The following is a 25,988-nucleotide window of genomic DNA, read 5'->3' on the forward strand; positions in this document are numbered from 1 at the left end:
AGAAGGCCTGCGCTTCGCCATCCGCGAAGGCGGCAAGACCGTGGGCGCCGGTGTGGTCGCCAAGATCCTGGCCTAATGGTTTTGTAGGGGTATAGCTCAATTGGCAGAGCGTCGGTCTCCAAAACCGAAGGTTGTAGGTTCGATTCCTACTGCCCCTGCCACCTGACCTGCTGAAGCGGGTTGGTGCATAAAAAGCCCGCCACCGCCGTGGCGGGCTTCAGCGTCTAAAGAGGCGCGGTGGTTTTGATACAGGCGCTAAGCGGAATTTAGAAAATGGCAACGTCACAAGTGGAAACGGTCGGTAGCGGAGCGAACAAGCTCAAGCTGGCTGCGGCAGTGCTGCTGCTGCTGGCTGGCCTGGTGGCCTTCTACTGGCTGGGCAAGCAGGGCGCCCTGGTGCAGTGGGGGGCGCTGCTGGCGGCTCTGGTGGCTGCGGTCGTCGTGTTCTTCTCGGCCCAGACGGGGCGGGATCTGTGGGCCTTCGGGCGCGATGCCTGGCGCGAAGTCGGCAAAGTGGTCTGGCCGGCCCGCAAGGAAGCGATCCAGATGACGGCCTACGTCTTCGCCTTCGTGGTGGTGATGGCCCTTTTTCTGTGGCTGACCGACAAGACCCTTGAGTGGTTCATCTTTGATCTGATTCTGGGCTGGAGGAAGTAATGACTGACGTGGTAGATGCTTCGTCCGCACCGGCTGCCAAGCCGGCCAATCCGGACCTGCGCTGGTATGTCGTGCACGCCTACTCCGGCATGGAGAAGGCGGTCGAGCGCAACATCATCGAGCGCATCAACCGTTCCGGTCTGCAGGACAAGTTCGGCCGCATCATGGTGCCGATGGAAGAAGTGGTCGAGATCAAGAACGGTCAGAAACGCACCACCGAGCGCAAGTTCTTCCCCGGCTATGTGCTGGTGGAAATGGTGATGGATGACGACACCTGGCACCTGGTGAAGCACACCAACAAGGTGACGGGTTTCGTGGGCGGCGCCAAGAACCGACCGGCTCCGATCTCCGAAGACGAGGTCATGAAGATCGTCAACCAGATGCAGGAAGGCTCCGACAAGCCGCGTCACAAGGTTGAGTTCGAAGTGGGCGAGTACGTGCGTGTCAAGGAAGGCCCCTTCACCGACTTCAACGGTACGGTCGAGGAAGTCAACTACGAGAAGAACAAGGTGCGCGTGGCGGTCACGATTTTCGGTCGCTCGACACCGGTGGAGCTGGAGTTCTCACAGGTCGAAAAGACCTGAGAGGTTCGGCAAGAGTTTTCAGTTCGCGTTTTTCGACTCGGCGCGGATGTGGTAAGTGAGTCGTTAACCCCGGGGAGCCGAGGCACATTGCCCAGGCGTTATCACCCGTAAGGAGAAAAGCATGGCGAAAAAAATCGTCGGTTTTATCAAGCTGCAAGTGCCGGCTGGTAAGGCCAATCCCTCGCCGCCGATTGGCCCCGCTCTGGGCCAGCGCGGTTTGAACATCATGGAGTTCTGCAAGGCGTTCAACGCCCAGACCCAGGGCGTCGAGCCCGGTCTGCCGCTGCCGGTGGTGATCACCGCCTTCGCGGACAAGAGCTTCACCTTCGTGATCAAGACGCCGCCCGCAACGGTGCTGATCAAGAAGGCCATCAAGCTGGACAAGGGTTCGTCCAATCCGCTGAAGGACAAGGTCGGCAAGATCACCCGGGCCCAGCTCGAGGAAATCGCCAAGACCAAGATGAAGGACATGACGGCCGCCGATCTGGACGCTGCCGTTCGTACCATCGCTGGTTCTGCCCGTTCCATGGGCGTGAATGTGGAGGGCGTGTAAATGACCAAGCTCACCAAGAAACAGAAGTCCCTGCAGGGCAAGGTTGACAGCAACAAGCTGTACCCGCTGGCTGATGCGCTGAAGATCGTCCAGGACGCTGCGACCGCCAAGTTCGATGAGTCCATCGACGTGGCTGTGCAGCTGGGTATCGATGCCAAGAAGTCGGATCAGGTGGTGCGTGGCGCCGTCGTGCTGCCGCACGGCACTGGCAAGACCAAGCGCGTGGCCGTGTTCGCCCAGGGCGCCAAGGCTGAAGAAGCCAAGGCCGCCGGCGCCGACGTGGTCGGCATGGACGACCTGGCTGCCCGTGTGAAGGCTGGCGACATGCCCTTCGACATCGTGATCGCTGCTCCGGACGCGATGCGCGTCGTCGGTACTCTGGGTCAGGTGCTCGGCCCCCGTGGCCTGATGCCCAACCCCAAGGTTGGTACCGTTACCGCTGACGTCGCCACGGCCGTGAAGAACGCCAAGGCTGGTCAGGTGCAGTTCCGCGTGGACAAGGCCGGTATCGTGCACAGCACGATCGGTCGCCGCTCGTTTGATGCCACCAAGCTCCAGGGTAACCTGGCTGCGCTGATCGAGGCGCTGAACAAGGCCAAGCCGGCTTCGAGCAAGGGTGTCTTCTTGCGCAAGATTGCTGTTTCGTCCACGATGGGTGTGGGTGTCCGCGTCGACACCCAGACCATCTCGGCGTAATCGCGAAAATTTGACCGGCTGGAAACGGCTGGTCGATGTGGTGGGCCGGCCGGTTGCAAGACAGGCCGGGCCATCCAAGACCGTTGGCGCACAGTCCTGCTGTGCTTAATCAGTGAAAGCCAGCGTAGATGGCGATCCCGCTGCAGATGGAATGAGTTCCTGAACAGTTGATCGCTGCAATGAGGCGTGTTCGCAGACCTTGAGTCGACGGACACATTTTGAAGGAGTTAGACCTTGAGTCTGAATCGCAGTGAGAAAGAAGCGGTCATCAGTGATGTGACCGGCCTCGCCGCTAAAGCTCAAACGCTCGTGATGGCGGAATACCGCGGCATCACGGTCGCTGACATGACCAAACTGCGCGCCACCGCCCGCAGCAATGGTGTGAGCCTGAGCGTGTTGAAAAACACGCTGGCCCGCCGTGCTGTGGCGGGTAGCCAGTTTGAAGTGGCAGCCGACCAGATGACCGGCCCGCTGATCTATGGCTTCTCTGTCGATGCCGTCGCCGCTGCAAAAGTGGTGGCTGACTTCGCGAAAACCAACGACAAATTGGTGATACGCGGTGGTGCATTTGCAGGTAAGGCCCTGGACGTGAACGGCGTCAAGCAGCTGGCAAGCATCCCCTCCAAGGAAGTGCTGCTGGCCCAGCTGTGTGGCTTGCTGATGTCGCCGATCTCCCGCACCGCCGTGGTGCTGGGTGCCCTGGCGGCCAAAAAAGGCGAAGGCGAAGTTGCTGCTGCTTGATGCGCGGCAACCCTGTTAACCAATTGTTAGGAAATTAAAAATGGCATTCGATAAAGACGCATTTCTGACCGCGCTGGACAGCATGACGGTCATGGACCTCAACGACCTGGTGAAAGCCATCGAAGAGAAGTTTGGTGTGAGCGCTGCCGCCATGGCTGCTCCCGCTGCTGCTGGCGGTGGCGCTGGTGCCGCTGCTGCTGAAGAGAAGACCGAGTTCAACGTGATGCTGCTGGAAGCTGGCGCCAACAAGGTGTCGGTCATCAAGGCTGTGCGCGAAATCACCGGTCTGGGCCTCAAGGAAGCCAAGGATCTGGTGGACGGCGCTCCCAAGGCTGTCAAGGAAGCCATGCCCAAGGCCGACGCTGATGCAGCGGTCAAGAAGCTGGTGGAAGCCGGCGCCAAGGCCGAACTGAAGTAATTCGGTCTTGCTCGAAGGCTGGAGTGTCTGAAAAGGCCTCCAGCCTTTGGCGCTTACAGAGCGCACTCAAAAGCCGGCTCGTTGCCGGCTTTCCCGGGGACCTCCAGGTCAACGGAAAAGCCAAGACGAGACGTTTTTTGAGTGACTTCTGACCCGACTGCAGAAGACGCCTTGGTTCGGGCCGCGTGCAACGCGCGGCCGTCCGCCATTGGTTGGTAGCGGCCAACCACCAAGCCTGCTGGGTGTGATGCCCGGCGCGCCAGTCGCCAAAGACCTCTCAAGCCCGTGGAGCAGATCTAATGGCCTATACCTATACCGAACGCAAGCGGATTCGCAAGAGTTTCGGCAGCCGCGACAGCGTGCTGGAAATCCCCTACCTGCTGCAGATGCAAAAGGACGCCTACACGGCTTTCCTGCAGGCAGATCTTGCGCCCACCAAACGCACGCCCGAAGGCCTGCAGGCCGCTTTCGAAGCCGCCTTCCCCATCGTCTCGCACAACGGTTTTGTGGAGATGAAGTTCCTGGAATACAACCTGGCCAAGCCCGCTTTCGACGTGCGCGAGTGCCAGACCCGCGGCCTGACCTTCGCGTCGGCCGTGCGCGCGCGTGTGCAGCTCATCATTTACGACCGCGAGTCCTCGACGCCGCAGAACAAGGTCGTGAAAGAAGTGAAGGAACAAGAGGTGTACATGGGCGAAGTGCCGCTCATGACGACCAAGGGTTCGTTCATCATCAACGGTACCGAGCGCGTCATCGTGTCGCAGCTGCACCGTTCGCCGGGCGTGTTCTTCGAACACGACAAGGGCAAGACCCACAGCTCGGGCAAGCTGTTGTTCTCCGCTCGCATCATTCCCTACCGCGGCTCCTGGCTGGACTTCGAGTTCGACCCGAAGGACGTCCTGTACTTCCGCGTCGACCGCCGTCGCAAGATGCCGGTCACCATCCTGCTCAAGGCCATCGGCCTGAACCCGGAATCGATCCTGGCGAACTTCTTCGTCAACGACAACTTCCGCCTGATGGACAGCGGCGCGCAGATGGAATTCGTGGCCGAGCGCCTGCGTGGTGAAGTCGCCCGTTTCGACATCACCGACAAGAGCGGCAAGGTCGTCGTTGCCAAGGACAAGCGCATCACCGCGCGTCACACACGTGATCTGGAGCAGTCCGCCACCACCCACATCAGCGTGCCGGAAGACTTCCTGGTTGGCCGTGTGGTGGCCCGCAACATCGTCGACCCGGACACCGGCGAGATCATCGCCAAGGCCAACGACGAGCTGACCGACGCCCTGCTCAAGAAGCTGCGCACCGCCGGTGTGCAGGACCTGCAGTGCATCTACACCAATGAACTCGACCAGGGCGCCTACATCTCGCAGACCCTGCGCATCGACGAAACGACCGACGAGTTCGCTGCCCGCGTGGCCATCTACCGCATGATGCGCCCCGGCGAGCCGCCGACCGAAGACGCCGTGCAGGCCCTGTTCCAGCGCCTGTTCTACAACCCGGACACCTACGACCTGTCGCGCGTGGGCCGCATGAAGTTCAACGCCAAGATGGGTCGCAACGACCCGAACGGCCCCATGGTGCTGACCAACGAGGACATCCTCGCCGTGGTCAAGATCCTGGTGGACCTGCGCAATGGCCGCGGCGAAGTGGACGACATCGACCACCTGGGCAACCGTCGCGTGCGTTGCGTCGGCGAGCTGGCCGAGAACCAGTACCGTGCCGGCCTGGCCCGTATCGAGAAGGCCGTGAAGGAGCGTCTGGGCCAGGCTGAACAAGAGCCGCTGATGCCGCACGACCTGATCAACTCCAAGCCGATTTCCGCGGCCCTCAAGGAGTTCTTCGGTGCATCGCAGCTCTCGCAGTTCATGGACCAGACCAACCCCCTGTCCGAGATCACGCACAAGCGTCGTGTCTCGGCCCTGGGCCCGGGCGGTCTGACCCGCGAGCGCGCCGGCTTCGAAGTGCGTGACGTGCACGTCACCCACTACGGCCGTGTCTGCCCGATCGAGACCCCCGAAGGTCCGAACATCGGCTTGATCAACTCCCTGGCCCTGTACGCCCGCCTCAACGAGTATGGTTTCATCGAGACGCCCTACCGCCGTGTGGTGGACGGCAAGGTGACGATGCAGATCGACTACCTGTCGGCCATCGAGGAAGGCAAGTACGTCATCGCCCAGGCCAATGCCACGCTGGACAAGGATGGCCGCCTGACCGACGAGCTGGTCTCGGCCCGTGAAACCGGCGAGTCCATCCTGTGCGGTGCCGAGCGCATCCAGTACATGGACGTGTCGCCCGCACAGATCGTGTCGGTAGCCGCCTCGCTGGTTCCCTTCCTGGAGCACGACGACGCCAACCGCGCGCTGATGGGCGCCAATATGCAGCGCCAGGCCGTGCCGGTGCTGCGCCCCGAGAAGGCCTTCGTCGGTACCGGTATCGAGCGCGTTTCGGCGGTCGACTCCGGCACCGTGGTCACCGCCAACCGCGGCGGCGTGGTCGACTATGTCGACGCCACCCGCGTCGTGATCCGCGTGAACGACAACGAAGCCTCGGCCGGTGAAGTGGGTGTGGACATCTACAACCTCATCAAGTACCAGCGTTCCAACCAGAACACCAACATCCACCAGCGTCCCATCGTCAAGAAGGGCGACAAGCTGGCCAAGGGTGACGTGATCGCCGACGGCGCATCGACCGACCTGGGCGAACTGGCCCTGGGCCAGAACATGCTGGTGGCCTTCATGCCCTGGAACGGCTACAACTTCGAAGACTCGATCCTGATCTCCGAGCGCGTCGTCGCCGAAGACCGCTACACCTCGATCCACATCGAGGAGCTGGTGGTCATGGCACGTGACACCAAGCTCGGCGCCGAGGAAATCACCCGCGACATCCCCAACCTGTCCGAGCAGCAGCTCAACCGCCTGGACGAGTCCGGCATCATCTACGTGGGCGCCGAAGTCATGCCCGGCGACACGCTGGTGGGCAAGGTTACCCCGAAGGGCGAGACCACGCTGACGCCGGAAGAAAAACTGCTGCGCGCCATCTTCGGCGAGAAGGCGTCCGACGTGAAGGACACCTCGCTGCGTGTGGACCAGGGTTCGCAGGGCACCGTGATCGACGTGCAGGTCTTCACCCGTGAAGGCATCACGCGCGACAAGCGCGCCCAGCAGATCATCGACGACGAGCTCAAGCGTTACCGCCTGGACCTGAACGACCAGCTGCGCATCGTGGAAGCCGACGCCTTCGACCGTATCGAGAAGCTGCTCAACGGCAAGGTCGCCAACGGCGGCCCGCAGAAGCTGGCCAAGGGCAGCAAGATCGACAAGGCCTACCTGGCCGGCGTCGAGAAGTTCCACTGGTTCGACATCCGCCCGGCCGACGACGAAGTCGCCAGCCAGCTGGAAAGCATCAAGAACTCGCTGGAGCAGACCCGCCACAGCTTCGACCTGGCTTTCGAAGAGAAGCGCAAGAAGCTCACGCAGGGTGATGAACTCCCTGCTGGTGTTCTGAAAATGGTCAAGGTCTACCTGGCCGTCAAGCGTCGCTTGCAGCCGGGTGACAAGATGGCCGGCCGCCACGGCAACAAGGGCGTGGTGTCCAAGATCGTCCCGGTCGAAGACATGCCCTACATGGCCGACGGCACGCCGTGCGACATCGTGCTCAACCCGCTGGGCGTGCCTTCGCGCATGAACGTGGGCCAGGTGCTGGAAGTGCACCTGGGCTGGGCCGGCAAGGGTATCGGCCAGCGCATCGGCGACATGCTGCAGGCGGAAGCCAAGGCGGCCGAGCTGCGCAAGTTCCTCGAGACGCTGTACAACACGTCCGGCCGCAAGGAAGACCTGAGCAAGCTGAGCGACGCACAAGTGGTGGAGATGGCCGGCAACCTGTCGACCGGTGTCACCTTTGCCACGCCGGTGTTCGACGGCGCCTCGGAAGAGGAAATCCGCAACATGCTCAAGCTGGCCTACCCGGAAGAGGTCGTCAAGGCCAAGGGCCTGACCGACGCCCGCACCCAGGCCCGCCTGTTCGACGGCCGTACCGGCGAGCAGTTCGAGCGCCCGACGACCATCGGCTACATGCACGTGCTCAAGCTGCACCACCTGGTGGACGACAAGATGCACGCCCGTTCGACCGGCCCCTACTCCCTGGTCACCCAGCAGCCGCTGGGCGGCAAGGCCCAGTTCGGCGGCCAGCGTTTCGGCGAAATGGAAGTGTGGGCACTGGAAGCGTACGGCGCCGCCTACACGCTGCAGGAAATGCTCACCGTCAAGTCGGACGACGTGCAGGGCCGTACCAAGGTCTACGAGAGCATCGTCAAGGGCGAGCATGCCATCGAAGCTGGCATGCCCGAGTCGTTCAACGTGCTGGTCAAGGAAATCCGTTCCCTGGGCCTGGACATCGAGCTCGAGCGCTCCTAATTCGCAAAGGATAGAGTCATATGAAATCCCTACTCGACCTGTTCAAGCAGTTCACGCCGGATGAGCATTTCGATGCCATCAAGATCGGCCTGGCCTCGCCCGAGAAGATCCGTTCCTGGTCTTTCGGCGAAGTGAAGAAGCCGGAGACCATCAACTACCGCACCTTCAAGCCCGAGCGTGACGGCCTGTTCTGCGCCAAGATCTTCGGCCCCATCAAGGACTACGAGTGCCTGTGCGGCAAGTACAAGCGCCTCAAGCACCGCGGCGTGATCTGCGAGAAGTGCGGCGTTGAAGTCACGCAGACCAAGGTGCGCCGCGAGCGCATGGGTCATATCGACCTGGCCGCGCCCTGCGCCCATATCTGGTTCCTGAAGTCCCTGCCGTCGCGTCTGGGCCTGGTGCTGGACATGACGCTGCGCGACATCGAGCGCGTGCTGTACTTCGAAGCCTATGTGGTGACCGATCCCGGCATGACCCCGCTGAAGAAATTCAGCATCATGTCCGAGGACGACTACGACGCCAAGGTCAAGGAATACGGTGACGAGTTCACCGCCAAGATGGGCGCCGAAGGCATCAAGGACCTGCTGCAAGGCATCGAGATCGACAGCGAGATCGAGCGTCTGCGCGGTGACCTGACCGGCTCCGAGCTGAAGGTCAAGAAGAACGCCAAGCGCCTCAAGGTGCTCGAGGCCTTCAAGAAGTCCGGCATCAAGCCCGAGTGGATGGTGCTGGAAGTGCTGCCCGTGCTGCCGCCGGACCTGCGTCCGCTGGTGCCGCTGGACGGCGGCCGCTTCGCCACAAGCGACCTGAACGACCTGTATCGCCGCGTCATCAACCGCAACAGCCGCCTGCGTCGCCTGCTCGAGCTCAAGGCGCCCGAGATCATCGCGCGCAACGAGAAGCGCATGCTGCAGGAAGCCGTGGACAGCCTGCTGGACAACGGTCGTCGCGGCAAGGCCATGACGGGCGCCAACAAGCGCGCGCTCAAGTCCCTGGCCGACATGATCAAGGGCAAGAGCGGCCGTTTCCGCCAGAACCTGCTGGGCAAGCGCGTCGACTACTCTGGCCGTTCCGTCATCACCGTGGGCCCGACCCTCAAGCTGCACCAGTGCGGCCTGCCCAAGCTGATGGCCCTGGAACTGTTCAAGCCTTTCATCTTCTCGCGCCTGGAAGCCATGGGCATCGCCACCACCATCAAGGCGGCGAAGAAGGAAGTCGAAACCGGCACGCCGGTGGTGTGGGACATTCTGGAAGAGGTGATCAAGGAGCACCCGGTGCTGCTGAACCGCGCACCGACGCTGCACCGCCTCGGCATCCAGGCCTTCGAGCCCATCCTGATCGAAGGCAAGGCCATCCAGCTGCACCCGCTGGTCTGCGCCGCTTTCAACGCCGACTTCGACGGCGACCAGATGGCCGTGCACATCCCGCTGTCGGTGGAAGCGCAGATGGAAGCCCGCACCCTGATGCTGGCCTCCAACAACGTGCTGTTCCCCGCCAACGGCGAGCCCTCCATCGTTCCTTCGCAGGACGTGGTGCTGGGCCTGTACTACACGACCCGTGAGCGCACCAACGGCAAGGGCGAAGGCATGATCTTCGCCGACACGACCGAAGTCCAGCGCGCGCTGGACAACGGCCAGGTCGAGCTGACTGCCCGCGTGAACGTGCGTCTGACCGAGTGGACCAAGGACAAGGACACGGGTGAGTTCGTGCCCGAGACCAAGCTGGTCGAGACCACGGCCGGCCGTGCGCTGCTGTCGGAGATCCTGCCCAAGGGCCTGCCCTTCAGCAACATCAACAAGGCGCTGAAGAAGAAGGAAATCTCCAAGCTGATCAACGTGTCCTTCCGCAAGTGCGGCCTGAAGGAAACCGTGGTGTTCGCAGACAAGCTGCTGCAAAACGGCTTCCGTCTGGCGACCAAGGCCGGCATCTCGATCTGCATCGACGACATGCTGGTGCCGAAGGAAAAGCACGAGATCATCGAGTCGGCCGAAAAAGAGGTCAAGGACATCGAGCAGCAGTACACCTCGGGTCTGGTGACTTCCGGCGAGCGCTACAACAAGGTGGTGGACATCTGGGGCAAGGCTGGCGACAAGGTCTCCAAGGTCATGATGGACCAGCTGCGCACCGAGAAGACCACCGACCGCCACGGCAAGACGGTGGACCAGGAGTCCTTCAACTCCATCTACATGATGGCCGACTCCGGCGCGCGCGGCTCCGCTGCGCAGATCCGTCAGCTGGCCGGCATGCGCGGCCTGATGGCCAAGCCCGACGGCTCCATCATCGAGACGCCCATCACGGCCAACTTCCGTGAAGGCCTCAACGTGCTGCAGTACTTCATCTCCACGCACGGCGCCCGTAAGGGCCTGGCCGACACCGCGCTGAAGACGGCCAACTCGGGTTACCTGACCCGTCGTCTGGTGGACGTGACGCAGGACCTGGTGGTGACGCAGGACGACTGCGGCACCAGCGAAGGTTCGCTGATGCGCGCCATCGTCGAAGGCGGCGAGGTGATCGAGTCGCTGCGTGACCGTATCCTGGGCCGCACCGCGGCCGAGGACGTGCTGCATCCGGAATCCCGCGTCGTGCTGGTGAACGCCGGCAGCATGCTGGACGAGGACATCATCGAGGAGCTGGAAGCCGCCGGCGTCGACGAGGTCAAGGTCCGCACTGCGCTGACCTGCGCCACGCGCTTCGGTCTGTGCGCCAAGTGCTACGGCCGTGACCTGGGCCGCGGCGGCCTGGTCAACATGGGCGAGGCGGTCGGCGTGATCGCGGCCCAGTCGATCGGCGAGCCGGGCACGCAGCTGACCATGCGTACCTTCCACATCGGCGGTGCCGCTTCGCGTGCGGCCATCGCCTCCAGCGTGGAAGCCAAGTCCAACGGCATCATCGGCTTCAACGCCACGATGCGCTATGTGACCAACAGCAAGAAGGAACTGGTGGTGATCGCCCGTTCCGGCGAGATCGTCATCCAGGACGAGCATGGCCGCGAGCGCGAGCGTCACAAGGTGCCTTACGGCGCCATCCTGACGGTCAAGGCCGACCAGCAGATCAAGGCCGGTACCATCCTGGCCAACTGGGACCCGCTGACGCGCCCGATCATCACCGAGTTCGCCGGCAAGGCGCATTTCGAGAACGTCGAGGAAGGTCTGACCGTGGCCAAACAGGTGGACGAAGTCACCGGCCTGTCCACCCTGGTCGTGATCGACCCCAAGCGTCGCGGTTCCGTCAAGGTCGTGCGTCCGCAGGTCAAGCTGATCGACGCCTCGGGTAACGAGGTCAAGATTCCCGGCACCGACCACTCGGTGACCATCGGCTTCCAGGTCGGCGCCCTGATCCAGGTGCGTGACGGCCAGGACGTCGGCCCCGGCGAAGTGCTGGCCCGTATCCCGATCGAAGGCCAGAAGACGCGCGACATCACCGGTGGTCTGCCGCGTGTGGCCGAACTCTTCGAAGCCCGTTCTCCCAAGGACAAGGGCATCCTGGCCGAGGTCACGGGCACCGTGTCCTTCGGCAAGGAGACCAAGGGCAAGGTCCGCCTGCAGATCACCGATCCGGAAGGCAAGGTCTGGGAAGAGCTCGTGCCCAAGGAAAAGAACATCGTGGTGCACGAAGGCCAGGTGGTCAACAAGGGCGAGAGCATCGTTGACGGTCCGGCCGATCCGCAGGACATCCTGCGCCTGCTGGGCATGGAAGAGCTGGCGCGTTACATCGTGGACGAAGTCCAGGACGTCTATCGCCTGCAGGGTGTGAAGATCAACGACAAGCACATCGAGGTGATCGTTCGCCAGATGCTGCGCCGTGTCGTGGTCGAGGCCCCTGGCGATTCCGGCTACATCGGCGGCGAGCAGGTCGAGCGTTCGGAGATGCTCAACACCAACGACGCCCTGCGCAAGGAAGGCAAGATCCCGTCGACCTACACCAACCTGCTGCTGGGTATCACCAAGGCTTCCTTGTCCACTGACAGCTTCATCAGCGCCGCCTCCTTCCAGGAGACCACGCGCGTGCTGACCGAAGCCGCCATCATGGGCAAGCGCGACGAGTTGCGTGGCCTGAAGGAAAACGTCATCGTCGGCCGCCTGATCCCGGCGGGTACCGGCATGGCCTACCACGACGCCCGCAAGATCCGCGAGAACATGGACGAGGCCGAGCGCCGCGCCATCGCCGACGCGGAAGCGGCCGAACTGGCCCAGAGCAGCGAAGGCGCCGCCACCGAGTAAAACCGGTCGCGCCCCACGCGTATGCCCCAGGTGCTTGCAGCGCTTGGGGCATTTTTTTGCCTGTCTCAGGACAGAATACGGCCATGACGAGGATCGATGCATGAGTGATACCGGGCAGGCCCCTGCGCTGTGGCGCCAGCTGCAGGCCGGCGCAGCCGCACTGGCGGCTATCCGCGCCGGCACCTCGGGGACGGCGGCCATCGAGGCCGTGCCCGCGCTGCTGCGCCCCGGCGTGCAGGCGCTGGTCTACGCCGCCCTGCGCGAACTCGGCCGCGCCGAGGCCTTGCGGCGCCTGCTGGCCCCGCGCAAGCCGCCCCCCGCGGCCGATGCGCTGCTGTGCCTGGCGCTGGCGCTGGGCTGGCGCGAGGACGGGCCCTATGAGATCCATACCCTCGTCAACCAGGCGGTGGAAGCGGCCAAGCGCACCGAGGCCATGCACGCCCAGGCCAGCTTCGTCAACGCCTGCCTGCGCCGTTTCCTGCGTGAGCGCAGCGCCCTGGTGGCGCAGACGGACACCGACCCCGTCGCGTGCTGGAACCACCCGGCCTGGTGGATCACACGACTGCAGCGCGAGACGCCGCAGCATTGGCAGGCGATCTTGCAGGCCAACAATGTCCAGGCGCCCATGACGCTGCGGGTGAACCTGCGCCAGGGCAGCGTGGCCGACTACCTCGATGCCTTGTCGGCCGCCGGCTTCAGCGCTCGCCGCAATGGTGCCCAGGGGCTGACACTGGCCGCACCCGTGCCGGTGCAGCAGCTCCCGGGTTTTGCCCAGGGGCGGGTGTCGGTGCAGGATGCGGCAGCCCAGCTGGCCGCCCCTCTGCTGCTGCAGGGCCTCGCGCATCGCACCGGGCTGCGCGTGCTCGACGCCTGCGCCGCCCCCGGCGGCAAGACCGCCCACTTGCTGGAGCTGGCCGATGCCGAGGTGACGGCCCTGGACATCGATCCCCAGCGCTGCCAGCGCATAGCGGACACCTTGCAGCGCCTGGGCCTGCAGGCCCGCGTGCTGGCGGCAGATGCGGGCACACCCGAGCGCTGGTGGGACGGACAGGCGTTTGACGCCATCCTGCTCGACGCACCCTGCACCGCCTCGGGCATCGTGCGCCGCCACCCCGACGTGCGCTGGCTGCGCCGTGAAAGCGACGTGGCCCAGCTCGCGGCGCAACAGGCGCGCCTGCTCAAGACGCTCTGGCCGCTGCTCAAGCCGGGCGGACGATTGGTGTACTGCACCTGCTCGGTGTTCCGGGCCGAGGGCGAGGATCAGGTCCGGGCGTTTCTTGCACACAACAGAGAAGCCAGTTTGCTGCCTTCGCCCGGGCATTTATGGCCCTCCATGTCGCGGAGAAGCGCCGCGGTCACGGACAATCAGAGCAGTGACCACGACGGCTTTTATTACGCACTGCTGGAAAAGGGCGCGGGCTGACCTGTCCGTGCTGCTGGCCTGCGCCCTGCTGGGCGTGTCGCCGCTGGTCCTGCACGCCCAGCCGGCCGTGGCCGAAGTCACCCAGATGGACCTGAGCCGCAGCGGCGATGGCGTCGAACTGGCGGCCACCGTCAAGTTCCAGCTGCCGCCGGCCGTGCAGGATGCCCTCTACAAGGGCCTGCCGGTGATCTTCGTCGAGGAAGCCGAGGTCTATCGCGAGCGCTGGTACTGGCTGGACAAGCGCGTGGGCGGCGCCCAGCGCCACATGCGCCTGGTGTTCCAGCCGCTGATCCGCCGCTGGCGACTCACTGCAGGCGCCGGCCCGGTCAGCGGCAGTGAGGGGGGCGTGGCCCTGGCGCAGACCTTCGACACGCTGGACGAGGCCCTGGGCGTGATCCGGCGGGTTTCGGGCTGGCGCATTGCCAACCTGTCCGAGCTGGAGGCCGGGGTGCAGCATCGCTTCGAATTCCGCTTCCGCCTGGACATCACCCAGCTACCGCGCCCGCTGCAGATCGGTGCCCTGGGGGAGAGCGACTGGCTGCTGGCCGTCAGCGCGAGCAAGCGCCTGCAGCCGGAGAGCCTGAAGTGACAACGCCTGCTTCGGGCGCCAATGCGCGCCTGGAACGGCAGAAGTCCAAAGCCCTGCGCTGGACCCTGGGCGTGGTGCTGGCCATCGTCGTGGCCATCGGCCTGGTGCTGCTCTTCCTGCTGACCCAGGCCACCGACAACCGACAGATGTACGAGCGCAATTACGCGCGCCTGTTCACGCTGAACGTGGTGGTGGCCGTGGTGCTGCTGGCCGTCATCAGCTGGGTGGCCTGGCGCCTGCTCAAGCGCCTGCGGCAGGGGCGCTTCGGCAGCCGCCTGCTGGTCAAGCTGGCCGCTGTCTTTGCGCTGGCCGGTTTCGCGCCCGGTCTGCTGATCTACGTGGTGTCCTACCAGTTCGTCTCGCGCTCGATCGAGAGCTGGTTCGACGTGCAGGTCGAGGGCGCGCTCGAAGCCGGCCTGGGTCTGGGGCGGGCCACGATCGAGACGCTCTCCAACGACCTGGCCAGCAAGACGCGCGCTTCGGCTGCGCAGCTGCAGGACACGCCCGACGTGGTGGCCGGCCTGATGCTCGAACGCCTGCGCGAGCAGCTCGAGGTGCGTGACGCGACGCTCTGGAGCAGCAACGGCCAGGTGCTGGCCAGCGTGGGCGAGTCGCGCTTCCAGCTCAACCCCGAAAAACCGGTGCCTTCGCAGTTTCGCAGTGCGCGCACCCAGCGCGCCGTGACCTGGGTCGAGGGCCTGGAAGACGGCAGCGCCATGGCACCGGCGCAGGCGCGCATCAAGGCCCTGGTGCTGGTGCCGCGCACCGGGCTGGACATGCTGGACGAGCCGCGTTTTCTCGTGGTGACCCAGGCCTTGCCCGAGACCCTGGTGGCCAACGCCCTGGCCGTGACCGAGGCCCACCGTGAGTACCAGGAGCGCGCCCTGGCACGCCAGGGCCTGCGGCGCATGTACATCGGCACGCTCACGCTCAGCCTGTTCCTGGCGGTGTTTGGCGCCGTGCTGCTGGCCGTGGTGCTGGGCAACCAGATCACGCGGCCCTTGCTGCTGCTGGCCGACGGCGTGCGCCAGGTGGCCGCCGGCGACCTGACGCCCAAGGCGGCGCTGCAGGGGCGCGACGAACTAGGCGGCCTGACGCGATCCTTTGCCGACATGACCCAGCAGCTGGCCGACGCGCGTGGCGCGGTGGAGAGCAGCATGGAGCAGGTCAATGCTGCGCGCGAGAATTTGCAGACCATCCTGGACAACCTGACCGCCGGCGTCATGGTGCTGGATGCGCAGGGCGTGATCCGTTCCGTCAACCCCGGTGCCACGCGCATCCTGCGCGTGCCGCTGGCGGCCTGGGAGGGCAAGCGCCTGGCGGACATCGAGGGCTTGGCCGACTTCGCCAGGAACGTGCAGCAGCAGTTCGACCGTTTCGTGGAGGAACGCGCCGAACACGCGCTGGACCACTGGCAGCAATCCTTTGAACTCGGCCCTCCCTCGGGCTCGCCGGCGGCCGGCACCAGTGAGGGAAGCACGCTCACCCTGGTGGCGCGTGGTGCCGAGCTGCCGGGCAAGGACTGGCTGCTGGTGTTCGACGACATCTCCGAGATCGTCTCGGCCCAGCGTGCCCAGGCCTGGGGCGAGGTGGCGCGCCGCCTGGCGCACGAGATCAAGAACCCGCTCACGCCCATCCAGCTCTCCGCCGAGCGGCTGGAGAAGAAGCTCAGCGGCAAGGTCGAGCCGGCCGAGCAGACCGTGCTCACCAAATCGGTCAAGACCATCGTCGACCAGGTCGACGCCATGAAGCGCCTGGTCAATGAATTCCGCGACTACGCGCGCCTGCCCGCTGCCGAACTCAAGCCGCTGGAACTCAACGCCCTGGTAGGCGAAGTGATGCATCTCTATGGGGGCGACGGTGCCCGCGTGCCGGTGCGCGCCGATCTCGACGAGCGTTGCCCCCGGGTCATGGGCGACGCCCAGCAGCTGCGCCAGGTGCTGCACAACCTGGTGCAGAACGCGCAGGACGCCACTGACACCGCCGGGCGCAGCGGGCCGGAATTTCCCGTCATCGTGCGCACCCAATGGGTCGAAGCCAGCGGCCGCGTGCGCCTGAGCGTGCTGGACTGGGGCGTGGGTTTCCCCGAGGCCATCCTCAAACGCGCCTTCGAGCCCTACGTCACGACCAAGGCCAAGGGCACGGGCCTGGGCCTGGCCGTCGTGAAGAAAATTGCCGACGAGCACGGGGCCCGGATCGACCTGGCGAATCGCCTGGCCGAGGATCAGGTGGTGGGGGCGCAAGTATCGTTATCATTCGCAGTGGAGAAACCGGCCCCGGCCTGAATCCCGCCCGAACTACGAGAGACCCGCGTTCACATCATGGCAAACATACTGGTAGTCGATGACGAGCTAGGCATACGCGACCTGCTGTGGGAAATCCTGAACGACGAGGGCCACACCGTCGAAGTGGCCGAGAACGCGGCGCAAGCGCGTGCCGCCCGCCAGCGTGAGCGCCCCGACCTGGTCCTGCTCGACATCTGGATGCCCGACACCGACGGGGTCACCCTCCTCAAGGAATGGTCCACCACCGGACTGCTGACCATGCCCGTCATCATGATGAGTGGCCACGCCACCATCGACACCGCCGTGGCGGCCACCAAGATCGGCGCCCAGGCCTTCCTGGAAAAACCCATCACCCTGCAAAAGCTGCTCAAGGCGGTGGAGCAGGGCCTGGTGCGCAACGCCCCGCAGCCGGCGGCACCTTCCCTCGCTGGCGGCCAGCCGCCAGTGGCCGGTGGCGAGACCCTGGCCGGCCTGGGCCAGCCCCTGATGGCCAGTGTCGAAACCGGCCCGCAGGCACAGCAGAACTTCCAGCTCGACAAGCCGCTGCGCGAGGCGCGCGACGAGTTCGAGAAGGCCTACTTCGAGTACCACCTGGCGCGCGAAAGCGGCTCCATGACCCGCGTGGCCGAAAAAACCGGCCTGGAGCGCACCCATCTCTACCGCAAGCTCAAGCAGCTCGGCGTCGACCTGAGCCGCGGCAAGCGCAACAGCGTCTGAGCCCGGCCGGAAGGCCGCCGGAGTGCTGCTATAATTCCATCTCTCCAGGCCCGGTAGCTCAGTTGGTAGAGCAGCGGATTGAAAATCCGCGTGTCGGTGGTTCGATTCCGCCCCAGGCCACCAGAATCTCTCGGAAAGCCATCCTCAGGGGTGGCTTTTTTGTTTTCCCGCACCGGGCCTTGTCGCCTCCGAGCTGTGCGGTCCCTGTTTCCAGCGTCTGCCATCGGCCCACCAGGCGATGCCCCAGCCGCACCCTGGGCTCACGCTCATCACCTATCAGGAGCCCTCCATGGCCATCGACAATTCCGTGCACGAGCACGCCGAGCAGGTTGCCAGCGTCATGAGTGCCATCTGCACCCGCACGCTGAACCATTTCGCCGAAGAAGCCAAGATCAACGGCGAGAGCCTGAAAGACGCCTTCGAGCGTTACGAGATCGATTACGCCTGGCACGTGCTGGGGTCCGACCGCCTGCGCGACGCCACCCTGGCCTGCCTGGCCGAGCGCCACAGCCACGTGGCCACCGATGCGCAGCGCGCCACCCTGGCCAGCATCCTGAAATCGGCCTCGGCAGCCCAGGCGCCCGACTTGCTGATGAGCTTTGACAACGAGGTGCCTGAACAGCTGGCAGACACCTTGTGTGCTGTCTGGACGGGGCGCACGCCGAGCCCTGCCACCGCGCAAGCCGCCTGAGCAAGCAGCCCCACAAGGGGCTTTTTTATTGCTGCCGAGGAGGGCCGGCCTGTCGCCCAGGCGCGCAGCAGAAAACCGGGAACCCTGCCATCATGGGACACACGGGCCGGTGGCGGCCCCTTCAAGATCCCATGGCCCTTCCCCATTCCCTGACCACCGCGCCCATCCTCCCCACCCTCTGGCGGCTCAGCGTGCCCAATATGTTCGCCATGGTGGCCACGGCCCTGGTGAGCGTGGCCGAGACCGTGTACGTGGGGTTGCTGGGCACGCCGGCGCTGGCCGGCATGGCGCTGGTCTTTCCGCTCATCATGCTGCAGCAGATGCTGTCGGCCGGCTCCATCGGTGGCGGCATCTCGGCGGCCGTGAGCCGGGCCATCGGTGCCGGCCAGCAGGCCCGGGCCGATGCGCTGGCCCTGCATGCCGTGATCGTCAGTGCGGTGCTGGGGCTGTTCTTCAGCGCGCTCATCCTGCTCTGGGGGCGGCCCCTGTTCGCGCTGATCGGCGGGCAGGGCGCGGCGCTGGAGCAGTCCCTGTCCTATGCGCACATCGCCTTTGCCGGGGCCCTGAGCATCTGGCTGGCCAATGCCCTGGCCTCGGTCATCCGCGGCGCGGGCAACATGAAAACGCCGTCGCTCACCCTGCTGGGCGTGGCCCTGGGGCAGATCATCCTGGGCGGCCTGCTGGGCCTGGGCTGGGGGCCGGTGCCCCGCCTGGGCATGGCCGGCATCGCGCTGGGGCAGGTCATCGCCTTCAGCCTGGGGGCGCTGTATCTCTACCGCCACCTGCGCTCGGGCCAGGGCCGCGTGCGCCTGGTGTTCTCCACCCGACTGCTGGCGCGCGGCCACTTCCACGACATCCTCAAGGTCGGCGCCGTCGCCAGCATCTCCTCGCTGCAGACCGTGCTGACCATCCTCATCATCACGCGCATCGTGGCCGGGTTTGGCACCGAGGCCCTGGCCGGTTACGGCATCGGCGCGCGTCTGGAGTTCCTGCTCATCCCCGTCACCTTTGCCATCGGCGTGGCCTGCCTGCCCCTGGTGGGCATGGCCCTGGGCGCGGGCCTGGTGGCGCGTGCGCGGCGCGTGGCCTGGACGGGTGCCAGCCTGGCCGCCGCCATCGTCGGCGGCCTCGGCCTGCTGGTGGCGGTTTTCCCCGATGCCTGGTCGCGGCTGTTCACGGAACAGGCGCAGGTGATCGCCTACGCGGGCAGCTATTTCCGCTGGGTCGCGCCCGCCTACGGCTTCTTCGCCTTCGGCCTGTGCCTGTACTTTGCCGCCCAGGGCGCGGGCAAGCTGCTGGGCCCGGTGCTGGCCGGCACGCTGCGCCTGCTGCTGGTGGCCGCGGGCGGCTGGCTGCTGGTGCACCACGAGGTGCCGGTGGCGGGCATGTTTGCCCTCATCAGCGCGGCCATGCTGCTGTACGGCCTGGTCACGGCGCTGGCGGTGTATTACGTGCGCTGGGGCGATTGAGTCGCTAGGGGCTTGTACCGTGTCGCCGTTGGCGGTGATCCCTGTAAAGTGGTCTCGACCAAGCAACCACGACGGAGACACCATGGACGAGAACCCGAAATACAAGGCCGGCCTGGCCGTGCGCAGAGCCGTGCTGGGCGACGAATACGTCAACAACTCGCTGGCCAACGCCGACGAGTTCATGGCGCCGATACAGCAGCTCCTGACCGAGAACGCCTGGGGCGAGGTCTGGGTACGCGACGGCCTGCCGCGCAAGACGCGCAGCATGCTCAACCTGGCCATGCTGACGGCGCTCAATCGCCCGAATGAACTCAAGCTGCACATCAAGGGCGCCCTCAACAACGGCGTCACGAAGGAGGAGATGTGCGAAATCTTCCTGCAGGCGGCGATCTACTGCGGCGCACCGGCCGGGCTCGACTCCTTCAAGATCGCGCAGCAGGTGTTCAAGGACGAAGCCGCCAAGGCGGCCAAACCCTGAGGAGCGCGCCACGACATCATGGTTGCCGACCCTGGGCCTTGTGCTCGCCGTCGCCCTGTTCGTGCCTTCGAAGACGCCGGCCGCACAGGTGCAGCAGCTCAACCGCGAGGTGCAGGCCGCGGTGAACTCGGCGGTTTACCAGTCCACCAGGCTCAGGCCGATGCTGAGCACGGTGCGCCCGCGGTTGTAGTCCACCAGCGAATCGCCGTAGCCGTTGAACAGCTGCACATGCATGCGCAGCCCGCTCGGGCTGCCGTTGCGGTTGGCCTCCCCCAGGGTCTGCAGCCACTCCAGCCGGTAGGAGCCGTTGGCGGGGCTGGTCATGGCGTGGCGCAGCGTCAGCAGCAGGGTGTTGTCCTTGTTGACCTGCCAGCCGCCGGTGACTTCGCCGCGGCCGATGAGCTGGTCGATCTCCGGGTTGTCGTCGATCTCGTCGCCATCGGGGATGCGGTTCCACAGGCGGGCGGTCACCGTGAAACGCTCGCCCTTTTCCATGCCCGCCATCAGGATGGCGCGGTTCCAGCTGCGCGACAGCGGCAGGCTCTGGCCGTTGGACTGGTGGTTGAAGCTCACACCGCCGTAGCGCAGCCGCCAGCCGCCTGGCAGCTCGGCCGGCAGGGGCACGATGTACATGATCTCGGGCTCGTGGTCCGTGGTGCGGAAGGGCCGCGAGATCGAGCCGCTGAAGAGCTGCCAGTAGGACTGCTGCGTGTAGCCGAACCACAGGGAATCACGCCCCCCGAAATGGCTGACCGGCAGCAAACCCTGGCCGACCTTGGTGCGCACCGAGAGCTGGATGCGCCCCTCGTTGATGAGGTAGGGCGTTTCACTGCTGGCGCTGTGACCGGCCGTGGGCGAACTGGGCGCCCGGTTGACCGTGTCCGAGTGGATGTACGAGAGGCTGATGGGGCGGTAGCCGCGGATGTTGAAGCGGCCGCAGTCGCTGCCGTCTTCCAGCTCCCAGTAGCGCGAAAGGGCCGACTGCGGGCCGCTGCGGCACTCCGGCGGCCGGGGCGACGCGCTGGTCTTGCCGCCGGGTTCGGCTGGCGCGGCTGCCGGGGGGGTGGCGCCGGTTTGCGCAGGCTGGCCCTGCTCCTGCACCCAGCGGTCGTAGCAGGCCAGGCGTGCGCTCGCGTCCTGGGTCTGTTGCGCGCATGCCTGCCAGCCGCTGGCCGGCGATGGATCGGCTGCCTGGGCCCAGGCCGACACGGCCCCGCCCAGCAGCACCAGCCCTGCCCATGCCCGCCGCAGGCTCATGCAGCATCTCCCGCCAGGGCCTGGGCGGCCGCCGTGTCCAGCGCCTTCTTGGCGAACTCGGCGCGCAGCGCGCGCAGCTTCTCGCGCGGGTCTTCGCGGGTCGTGGCCTGGTTCAGCGCCATCTCGGCGATGAAGCGGCTGGGCTGCACGCTGACCATCTCGCGGCCCTTCTTGCGTTTCCTGGGCCAGCTCACGGCCAGCGAGCGCTGCGCGCGTGTGATGCCCACGTACATCAGGCGGCGCTCCTCCTGCAGGCGCAGCGCCACGCTCTCGTTGACGGCCTCGTGCTCGCGCGTGGAGCCGCCCAGGGAGTCGGCGCCCTCGTCCAGCTTGAAGGGCAGCATGCCCTCGGTCACCCCCACCATCATCACGTGGGGCCACTCCAGGCCCTTGGCCGCGTGCAGGGTGGAGAGGGTCACCACATCCTGGTCCTTGTCGCGCTCGCTGATGGTCGAGAGCAGGGAGATGGTCTGCGCCACTTCGAGCAGCGACTTCTTTGCACTGGCCAGCGTCACGCCGGCCGTGTCGTCGATCTCGCCGCCGCAGCGCTTGGCCATCCAGTCGCAGAAATCCAGCACATTGGTCCAGCGCGAGGCGGCCAGCTTCTCGCTGTCCTCGCCGTCGTAGAGGTGCTTCTCGTAGCCGATGTCCTTGAGCCAGTCCATCAGGAAGGCCATGGCGTCTTCGGCGCCTTCGGTGTGGCGGGCGCGGTATTCGAGGTCGTTCACGTAACGGCCGAACTCGTGCAGGCTGCCCACCGCGCGCGCGTTCAGCACCGAGGGCAGGGAATTGGAGAACAGCGCTTCGAACAGGCTCAGCTTGTACTGGCCGGCAAAGGTGCCCAGCTGCTGCAGGGTCTGGTGGCCGATGCCGCGCTTGGGCGTGGTCACGGCGCGCAGGAAGGCCGGGTCGTCGTCGTTGTTGACCCACAGGCGGAACCAGGCGCAAAGGTCGCGGATCTCGGCGCGGTCGAAGAAACTCTGGCCACCCGAGACCTTGTAGGGGATCTGCGCCTTGCGCAGGGCCTGCTCCAGCACGCGGGCCTGGTGGTTGGCGCGGTAGAGCACCGCGAAGTGGCGGAACTCCTTGTGCTGCGATTCCGAGCGCAGGCTCTGGATGCGCGCCACCATGCGCTCGGCCTCGTGTTCCTCGCTGTCGGCGTCCACCACCCGCACCGGCTCGCCCTCGCCCAGCTCGCTCCACAGGCGCTTGGGAAAGAGCTTGGGGTTGGGGCCGATCACGTTGTTGGCGGCCTGCAGGATGGCGCCGGTGGAGCGGTAGTTCTGCTCCAGCTTGATGACCTTGAGGGTGGGGAAATCCACCGGCAGTTTTTTCAGGTTGTCCAGCGTGGCGCCGCGCCAGCCGTAGATGGACTGGTCGTCGTCGCCCACGGCGGTGAAACGCGCGTCCCGCGGGTCGGGCGGCACCAGCAGCTTGAGCAGGTCGTACTGCGTGGCATTGGTGTCCTGGTACTCGTCGACCAGGATGTGGCCCATGATCTTCTGCCACTTGGTCCGCACCTCGGCGTGGTCGCGCAGCAGCTTGAGCGGCAGGCCGATCAGATCGTCGAAGTCCACGCTCTGGTAGGCCGTCAGGCGCTCCTCGTAGCGCGCCATGATGCGCGCGGTGATGCGCTCGTTGTCGTCCTTGGCGATGGCCTCGGCCTGCTCGGCGTTCAGCCCCATGTTCTTCCACAGGCTGATGGTCCACTGCCACTGGCGCGCGGTGGCCGCGTCGGTGCTGCCGCCGGCGTCCTTCAGGATGCCGGTGACGTCGTCGCTGTCCAGGATGGAGAACTTCGGCTTCAGGCCCACGGCCTCGCCGTCTTCACGCAGCAGGTGCACGCCCAGGGCGTGGAAGGTGCAGATGCGCACCTCTTTCGCGGCCTTGCCGATCAGGCCCTTGGCGCGCTCGCGCATCTCGGCCGCCGCCTTGTTGGTGAAGGTGATGGCCGCGATGCGCCTGGGCTCCAGCCCGGCCTGGATCAGGCGGCCGATCTTGTGGGTGATGACGCGGGTCTTGCCGGAACCGGCGCCGGCCAGCACCAGGCAGGGACCCTGCAGGAAATTGACGGCGTCCTGCTGCGCGAGATTGAGGCCGTGGGAGGGGGATGACGACATGCGTGATGAAAAAACTGATCAGGTCGATGATAGCGGGGTGTTCGCTTGGCCTCGGAGGATTAAAGATTATTTGACGTCATGACAGTAAATATGCAAAATTTAAGACTATGACTGTTGATGCATCCAGTTCTTTCGGGCGGTTTGCCATACTGGCGCCCTACAACCCCTGGTGGCAGGAGGACGTGGAGGCCTTTGCCAGTGTGCCCGCGTTTCGGCGCGATGTGTTTGACGATTTGTACGCGGATGTGAAGCAGCTGCCGCAGATGGTGTCGCTGACCGGCCCGCGTCGGGTGGGCAAGAGCACTTTGCTGCAACAGTGCATCCAGCAACTGATCGCGGACGCGCCCGATGGGCAGGCCCAGGCCCGGCGCATCGTCTACTTCTCGATGCAGGATCCAGGGCTGGAGTTGCCTGGCTTTGATGCAGACCGCTTCTTCAACGAACTGGTAGCGGCTGCTGCCCTGGCGGCCAAGCAGGGGGTGACCTATCTCTTTCTCGACGAGATCCAGCGCTTTCCGCGCTGGGAGTTGTATCTCAAGAAATTCTACGACCTCAAGACGCCGGTGCGTTTCATCGTTTCGGGCTCGGCCAGTGCGCCCATCTTCAAGAAATCACGCGAGAGTTTGCTGGGGCGCATCAAGGATTACCACGTGCTGCCGTTCAGTTTTCGGGAGTGGTGGAGTTGCCCGCAAAGCGGCCATTTGAGTCCAACTGGCAAACCAGCAGACCGTATCGGAAAGATATTGGGAAAGGTTGGTCGGATTTATCAGCAGCAGAATGCACAAGACTTAGTTGAGTCACTTGGTGCAACCCATGAGTTTGATCAGTACCGAGGAAAAGTTGAGCAATTCCTTTTCGAAGGCGGCTTCCCCGAAGTCTGGAACCTCCCCACCTTGCTCGCCAAACAGGAATACCTCTACCAAAACCAGGTCGAGCGCGTGATCTTCGAAGACCTGCTGGTGGCGGCCGAATTTCGCAAACCCGAGATGCTGCGTCGTTTCTACCTGGGCCTGCTCAAGGACCCGGGGCGCGAAAGCAATCTCTCGGCCGTGAGCAAGGAGATCGGCTTGGCACGCAGCACCATCGAAAGCTATTTCCCTTTGCTTGAAGCCACCGATCTGGTCTGGCGCCTGCACAAGCACACCAGTACCAAGGCCACGCCCAAGGCTGGCAATTTCAAGACCTATCTGGTGGATCTGGCCGTGCGCAATGCGGTGATGAAACTCAGCCAGGAACAGATGGTGGCGGACGCCACCCTGATGGGGGCTTATGCGGAGAACGTGGTGGCCAACCATCTGCGGCGCTGGCCTGGGTTGGTTGAGCTGGGCTATTGGCGGCGTAATGACGACGAGGTTGATTTCATCGTGGACCTGGGGCACAGCTCGATAGGCGTGGAGGTCAAGTACCGCAACCAGATCCAGGACAAAGAAGTGCTCAAGGCTGCCCGGCTCGCGCAGCAGTTGGGCTGCGAGGCTTGCGTCGTGGTGAGTAAGAGCGCGGTACCGCAGGTCGATGTGGAACGGTTGACCGCACAAGCACCGATTCCTTTGGCTGTGGTGCCTTTGGCTGCCTTTCTGATGCTCTTCTGATCGCGGACAATCCCGGCTGTGCTTCAAATCTTCTCGGTCACCTTCCCCTTCTTCGCCCTTGTGCTCTGCGGCTACCTGGCCGCGCGGCGGCGCATGCTGCCGCTGGAGGCCATCCCCGGCCTGAACGGCTTCGTGCTGTTCTTCGCGCTGCCCTGCATGCTCTACCGCTTCGGCGCCAGCACCCCGATCGCGCAGCTGCTCGACTACTCGGTCTTTGTGGTGTGGCTGCTCTGCGGCCTGGTCATGGTGGGCTTCACCATCGCCGTCACCCTGAGCGACCGCATCCGCTGGAACGACGCCTCGTTTGGCGCCCTGGTGGCGGCCTTCCCCAACACCGGTTTCATGGGCGTGCCCCTGCTGGTGGCCCTGCTGGGGCCGTTGGCGGCCGCGCCCATCATCGTGGGCATGCTGGTGGACATGGTCATCACCACCTCGCTGTGCATTGCGCTGTCGCGCCTGGACGGGGCCGACAAACACGGCACCACCGTGGCGCTCAAGAATGCCCTGCGCGGCATGCTGACCAACCCCATGCCCTGGGCCATCCTGCTGGGCGGCCTGGCCTCCTACGTCCAGCTCGAACTGCCCGGCCCGGTGCACAAGACCGTGGGCCTGCTGGCCGACGCGGCCAGCCCCGTGGCCCTGTTCACCATCGGTGCCGTGCTCGCGCGTTCGCAGATCCTCACGGTGGAAAGCAAGCACCCGCCCATCCCCCTGCGCGACTACGTGCCCGTGGCCGTCTTCAAGCTGCTGCTGCACCCCCTGCTGGTGCTGCTGGTGGGCGTGGGCGCCGTGCAGATGGGCGTGCCGCTGAGCCGCTTTGCGCTCACCGTCATGGTGCTGGCCGCAGCCCTGCCCAGCGCCAGCAACGTCTCGCTGCTGGCCGAGCGCTTTGGCGCCGACAACGGGCGCATCGCCCGCATCATCCTGGTCTCCACGGCCGTGGCCTTCCTGAGCTTCTCGGGCGCGGTCGGCCTGATGACCTGAGCCGGGCCCCTCTGCATCACTCCCGTCATGCGCGACGCGGGTCATGCAGAGGTCTCTAGGGTAAATACCTATGATTGTCCATCCATGAATAGCCACACCCTATTC

At 65.1% G+C, this 25,988-nt stretch carries 20 protein-coding genes and 2 tRNA genes; 20 read left to right on the forward strand and 2 right to left on the reverse strand.

The window, feature by feature from the left end; all coding sequences use genetic code 11:
* The 18 genes from AC1RRP_RS07945 to AC1RRP_RS08030 form a co-directional block, all read left to right on the forward strand.
* A partial coding sequence (locus tag AC1RRP_RS07945) for an EF-Tu C-terminal domain-related protein (protein WP_493035514.1) occupies positions 1-76 on the forward strand: 76 nt, incomplete at its 5' end.
* Positions 77-85: 9 nt separating this feature from the next.
* Positions 86-161: transfer RNA gene (locus AC1RRP_RS07950), tRNA-Trp, on the forward strand.
* A gap of 112 nt (positions 162-273) precedes the next feature.
* Positions 274-657, forward strand: a complete 384-nt coding sequence (gene secE, locus AC1RRP_RS07955; RefSeq protein WP_057674551.1) for a preprotein translocase subunit SecE — start codon at positions 274-276, stop codon at positions 655-657.
* Positions 657-1,241 carry a transcription termination/antitermination protein NusG gene (gene nusG / locus AC1RRP_RS07960; protein ID WP_493034925.1) on the forward strand — a complete coding sequence of 195 codons (585 nt, stop codon included), beginning with the start codon at positions 657-659 and terminating at the stop codon, positions 1,239-1,241. The genes secE and nusG overlap by 1 nt, the downstream gene beginning before the upstream one ends.
* Before the next feature lie 121 nt (positions 1,242-1,362).
* Positions 1,363-1,794, forward strand: a complete 432-nt coding sequence (rplK, locus tag AC1RRP_RS07965; protein ID WP_057674553.1) for a 50S ribosomal protein L11 — start codon at positions 1,363-1,365, stop codon at positions 1,792-1,794.
* Positions 1,795-2,490, forward strand: coding sequence for a 50S ribosomal protein L1 (gene rplA / locus AC1RRP_RS07970; RefSeq protein ID WP_493034927.1), 696 nt, complete (start codon positions 1,795-1,797; stop codon positions 2,488-2,490).
* Between the two features lie 234 nt (positions 2,491-2,724).
* Positions 2,725-3,231, forward strand: a complete 507-nt coding sequence (gene rplJ / locus AC1RRP_RS07975) for a 50S ribosomal protein L10 (protein ID WP_493034929.1) — start codon at positions 2,725-2,727, stop codon at positions 3,229-3,231.
* A 40-nt stretch (positions 3,232-3,271) separates the two neighbouring features.
* Positions 3,272-3,649, forward strand: coding sequence for a 50S ribosomal protein L7/L12 (gene rplL, locus AC1RRP_RS07980; RefSeq protein WP_493034931.1), 378 nt, complete (start codon positions 3,272-3,274; stop codon positions 3,647-3,649).
* A gap of 299 nt (positions 3,650-3,948) precedes the next feature.
* On the forward strand, positions 3,949-8,061 hold the full coding sequence (gene rpoB, locus AC1RRP_RS07985; RefSeq protein WP_493034933.1) for a DNA-directed RNA polymerase subunit beta: 4,113 nt from the start codon (positions 3,949-3,951) through the stop codon (positions 8,059-8,061).
* A 20-nt stretch (positions 8,062-8,081) separates the two neighbouring features.
* Positions 8,082-12,281, forward strand: a complete 4,200-nt coding sequence (rpoC, locus tag AC1RRP_RS07990) for a DNA-directed RNA polymerase subunit beta' (RefSeq protein ID WP_493034935.1) — start codon at positions 8,082-8,084, stop codon at positions 12,279-12,281.
* 100 nt (positions 12,282-12,381) lie between these two features.
* The gene (rsmB, locus tag AC1RRP_RS07995; protein WP_493034937.1) at positions 12,382-13,704 is read left to right on the forward strand and encodes a 16S rRNA (cytosine(967)-C(5))-methyltransferase RsmB; all 1,323 of its coding nucleotides are present in this window, start codon (positions 12,382-12,384) and stop codon (positions 13,702-13,704) included.
* Entirely contained in the window at positions 13,655-14,293 is a 639-nt protein-coding gene (locus AC1RRP_RS08000; protein ID WP_493034939.1) for a DUF4390 domain-containing protein, read from the forward strand. Before rsmB ends, AC1RRP_RS08000 begins: the two co-directional genes overlap by 50 nt.
* On the forward strand, positions 14,290-16,578 hold the full coding sequence (locus AC1RRP_RS08005; protein ID WP_493034941.1) for a sensor histidine kinase: 2,289 nt from the start codon (positions 14,290-14,292) through the stop codon (positions 16,576-16,578). The genes AC1RRP_RS08000 and AC1RRP_RS08005 overlap by 4 nt, the downstream gene beginning before the upstream one ends.
* Before the next feature lie 36 nt (positions 16,579-16,614).
* Positions 16,615-17,295, forward strand: coding sequence for a response regulator (locus tag AC1RRP_RS08010; protein WP_493034943.1), 681 nt, complete (start codon positions 16,615-16,617; stop codon positions 17,293-17,295).
* Between the two features lie 47 nt (positions 17,296-17,342).
* Positions 17,343-17,418, forward strand: a tRNA-Phe gene (locus AC1RRP_RS08015).
* 166 nt (positions 17,419-17,584) lie between these two features.
* Entirely contained in the window at positions 17,585-17,986 is a 402-nt protein-coding gene (locus AC1RRP_RS08020; protein WP_493034945.1) for a hypothetical protein, read from the forward strand.
* Between the two features lie 131 nt (positions 17,987-18,117).
* On the forward strand, positions 18,118-19,455 hold the full coding sequence (locus AC1RRP_RS08025) for an MATE family efflux transporter (protein ID WP_493034947.1): 1,338 nt from the start codon (positions 18,118-18,120) through the stop codon (positions 19,453-19,455).
* 82 nt (positions 19,456-19,537) lie between these two features.
* Positions 19,538-19,933 (forward strand): carboxymuconolactone decarboxylase family protein, encoded by a 396-nt coding sequence (locus tag AC1RRP_RS08030; RefSeq protein ID WP_493034949.1) that lies wholly within the window; start codon positions 19,538-19,540, stop codon positions 19,931-19,933.
* A gap of 135 nt (positions 19,934-20,068) precedes the next feature.
* Here AC1RRP_RS08030 and AC1RRP_RS08035 read toward each other — a convergent pair whose 3' ends face one another.
* Both AC1RRP_RS08035 and AC1RRP_RS08040 read right to left on the reverse strand, forming a co-directional pair.
* Positions 20,069-21,190, reverse strand: a complete 1,122-nt coding sequence (locus tag AC1RRP_RS08035) for a phospholipase A (protein ID WP_493034951.1) — start codon at positions 21,188-21,190, stop codon at positions 20,069-20,071.
* Positions 21,187-23,310: an ATP-dependent helicase gene (locus AC1RRP_RS08040; RefSeq protein ID WP_493034953.1), complete on the reverse strand. Its 2,124-nt coding sequence runs from the start codon at positions 23,308-23,310 to the stop codon at positions 21,187-21,189. Before AC1RRP_RS08040 ends, AC1RRP_RS08035 begins: the two co-directional genes overlap by 4 nt.
* Before the next feature lie 182 nt (positions 23,311-23,492).
* On the opposite strand from AC1RRP_RS08040, the gene AC1RRP_RS08045 reads away from it, so the two are divergent.
* Both AC1RRP_RS08045 and AC1RRP_RS08050 read left to right on the forward strand, forming a co-directional pair.
* On the forward strand, positions 23,493-24,899 hold the full coding sequence (locus AC1RRP_RS08045) for an ATP-binding protein (RefSeq protein ID WP_493034955.1): 1,407 nt from the start codon (positions 23,493-23,495) through the stop codon (positions 24,897-24,899).
* Between the two features lie 18 nt (positions 24,900-24,917).
* The gene (locus AC1RRP_RS08050) at positions 24,918-25,883 is read left to right on the forward strand and encodes an AEC family transporter (protein ID WP_493034957.1); all 966 of its coding nucleotides are present in this window, start codon (positions 24,918-24,920) and stop codon (positions 25,881-25,883) included.
* Positions 25,884-25,988 lie beyond the last annotated feature (105 nt).

The organism is Hylemonella sp. GW821-FHT12C09, from assembly GCF_058807395.1.

Bases quoted from the DNA above. Each gene is read 5' to 3' on its own strand.
- AC1RRP_RS08025 (WP_493034947.1), top strand. From the start codon at position 18,118: ATGGCCCTTCCCCATTCCCTGACCACCGCGCCCATCCTCCCCACCCTC.
- rpoB (WP_493034933.1), top strand. From the start codon at position 3,949: ATGGCCTATACCTATACCGAACGCAAGCGGATTCGCAAGAGTTTCGGC.
- rplK (WP_057674553.1), top strand. From the start codon at position 1,363: ATGGCGAAAAAAATCGTCGGTTTTATCAAGCTGCAAGTGCCGGCTGGT.
- AC1RRP_RS08030 (WP_493034949.1), top strand. From the start codon at position 19,538: ATGGACGAGAACCCGAAATACAAGGCCGGCCTGGCCGTGCGCAGAGCC.
- AC1RRP_RS08035 (WP_493034951.1), bottom strand. From the start codon at position 21,190: ATGAGCCTGCGGCGGGCATGGGCAGGGCTGGTGCTGCTGGGCGGGGCC.
- rplA (WP_493034927.1), top strand. From the start codon at position 1,795: ATGACCAAGCTCACCAAGAAACAGAAGTCCCTGCAGGGCAAGGTTGAC.
- AC1RRP_RS08010 (WP_493034943.1), top strand. From the start codon at position 16,615: ATGGCAAACATACTGGTAGTCGATGACGAGCTAGGCATACGCGACCTG.
- AC1RRP_RS08020 (WP_493034945.1), top strand. From the start codon at position 17,585: ATGGCCATCGACAATTCCGTGCACGAGCACGCCGAGCAGGTTGCCAGC.
- rsmB (WP_493034937.1), top strand. From the start codon at position 12,382: ATGAGTGATACCGGGCAGGCCCCTGCGCTGTGGCGCCAGCTGCAGGCC.
- rplL (WP_493034931.1), top strand. From the start codon at position 3,272: ATGGCATTCGATAAAGACGCATTTCTGACCGCGCTGGACAGCATGACG.
- rpoC (WP_493034935.1), top strand. From the start codon at position 8,082: ATGAAATCCCTACTCGACCTGTTCAAGCAGTTCACGCCGGATGAGCAT.
- secE (WP_057674551.1), top strand. From the start codon at position 274: ATGGCAACGTCACAAGTGGAAACGGTCGGTAGCGGAGCGAACAAGCTC.
- nusG (WP_493034925.1), top strand. From the start codon at position 657: ATGACTGACGTGGTAGATGCTTCGTCCGCACCGGCTGCCAAGCCGGCC.
- AC1RRP_RS08040 (WP_493034953.1), bottom strand. From the start codon at position 23,310: ATGTCGTCATCCCCCTCCCACGGCCTCAATCTCGCGCAGCAGGACGCC.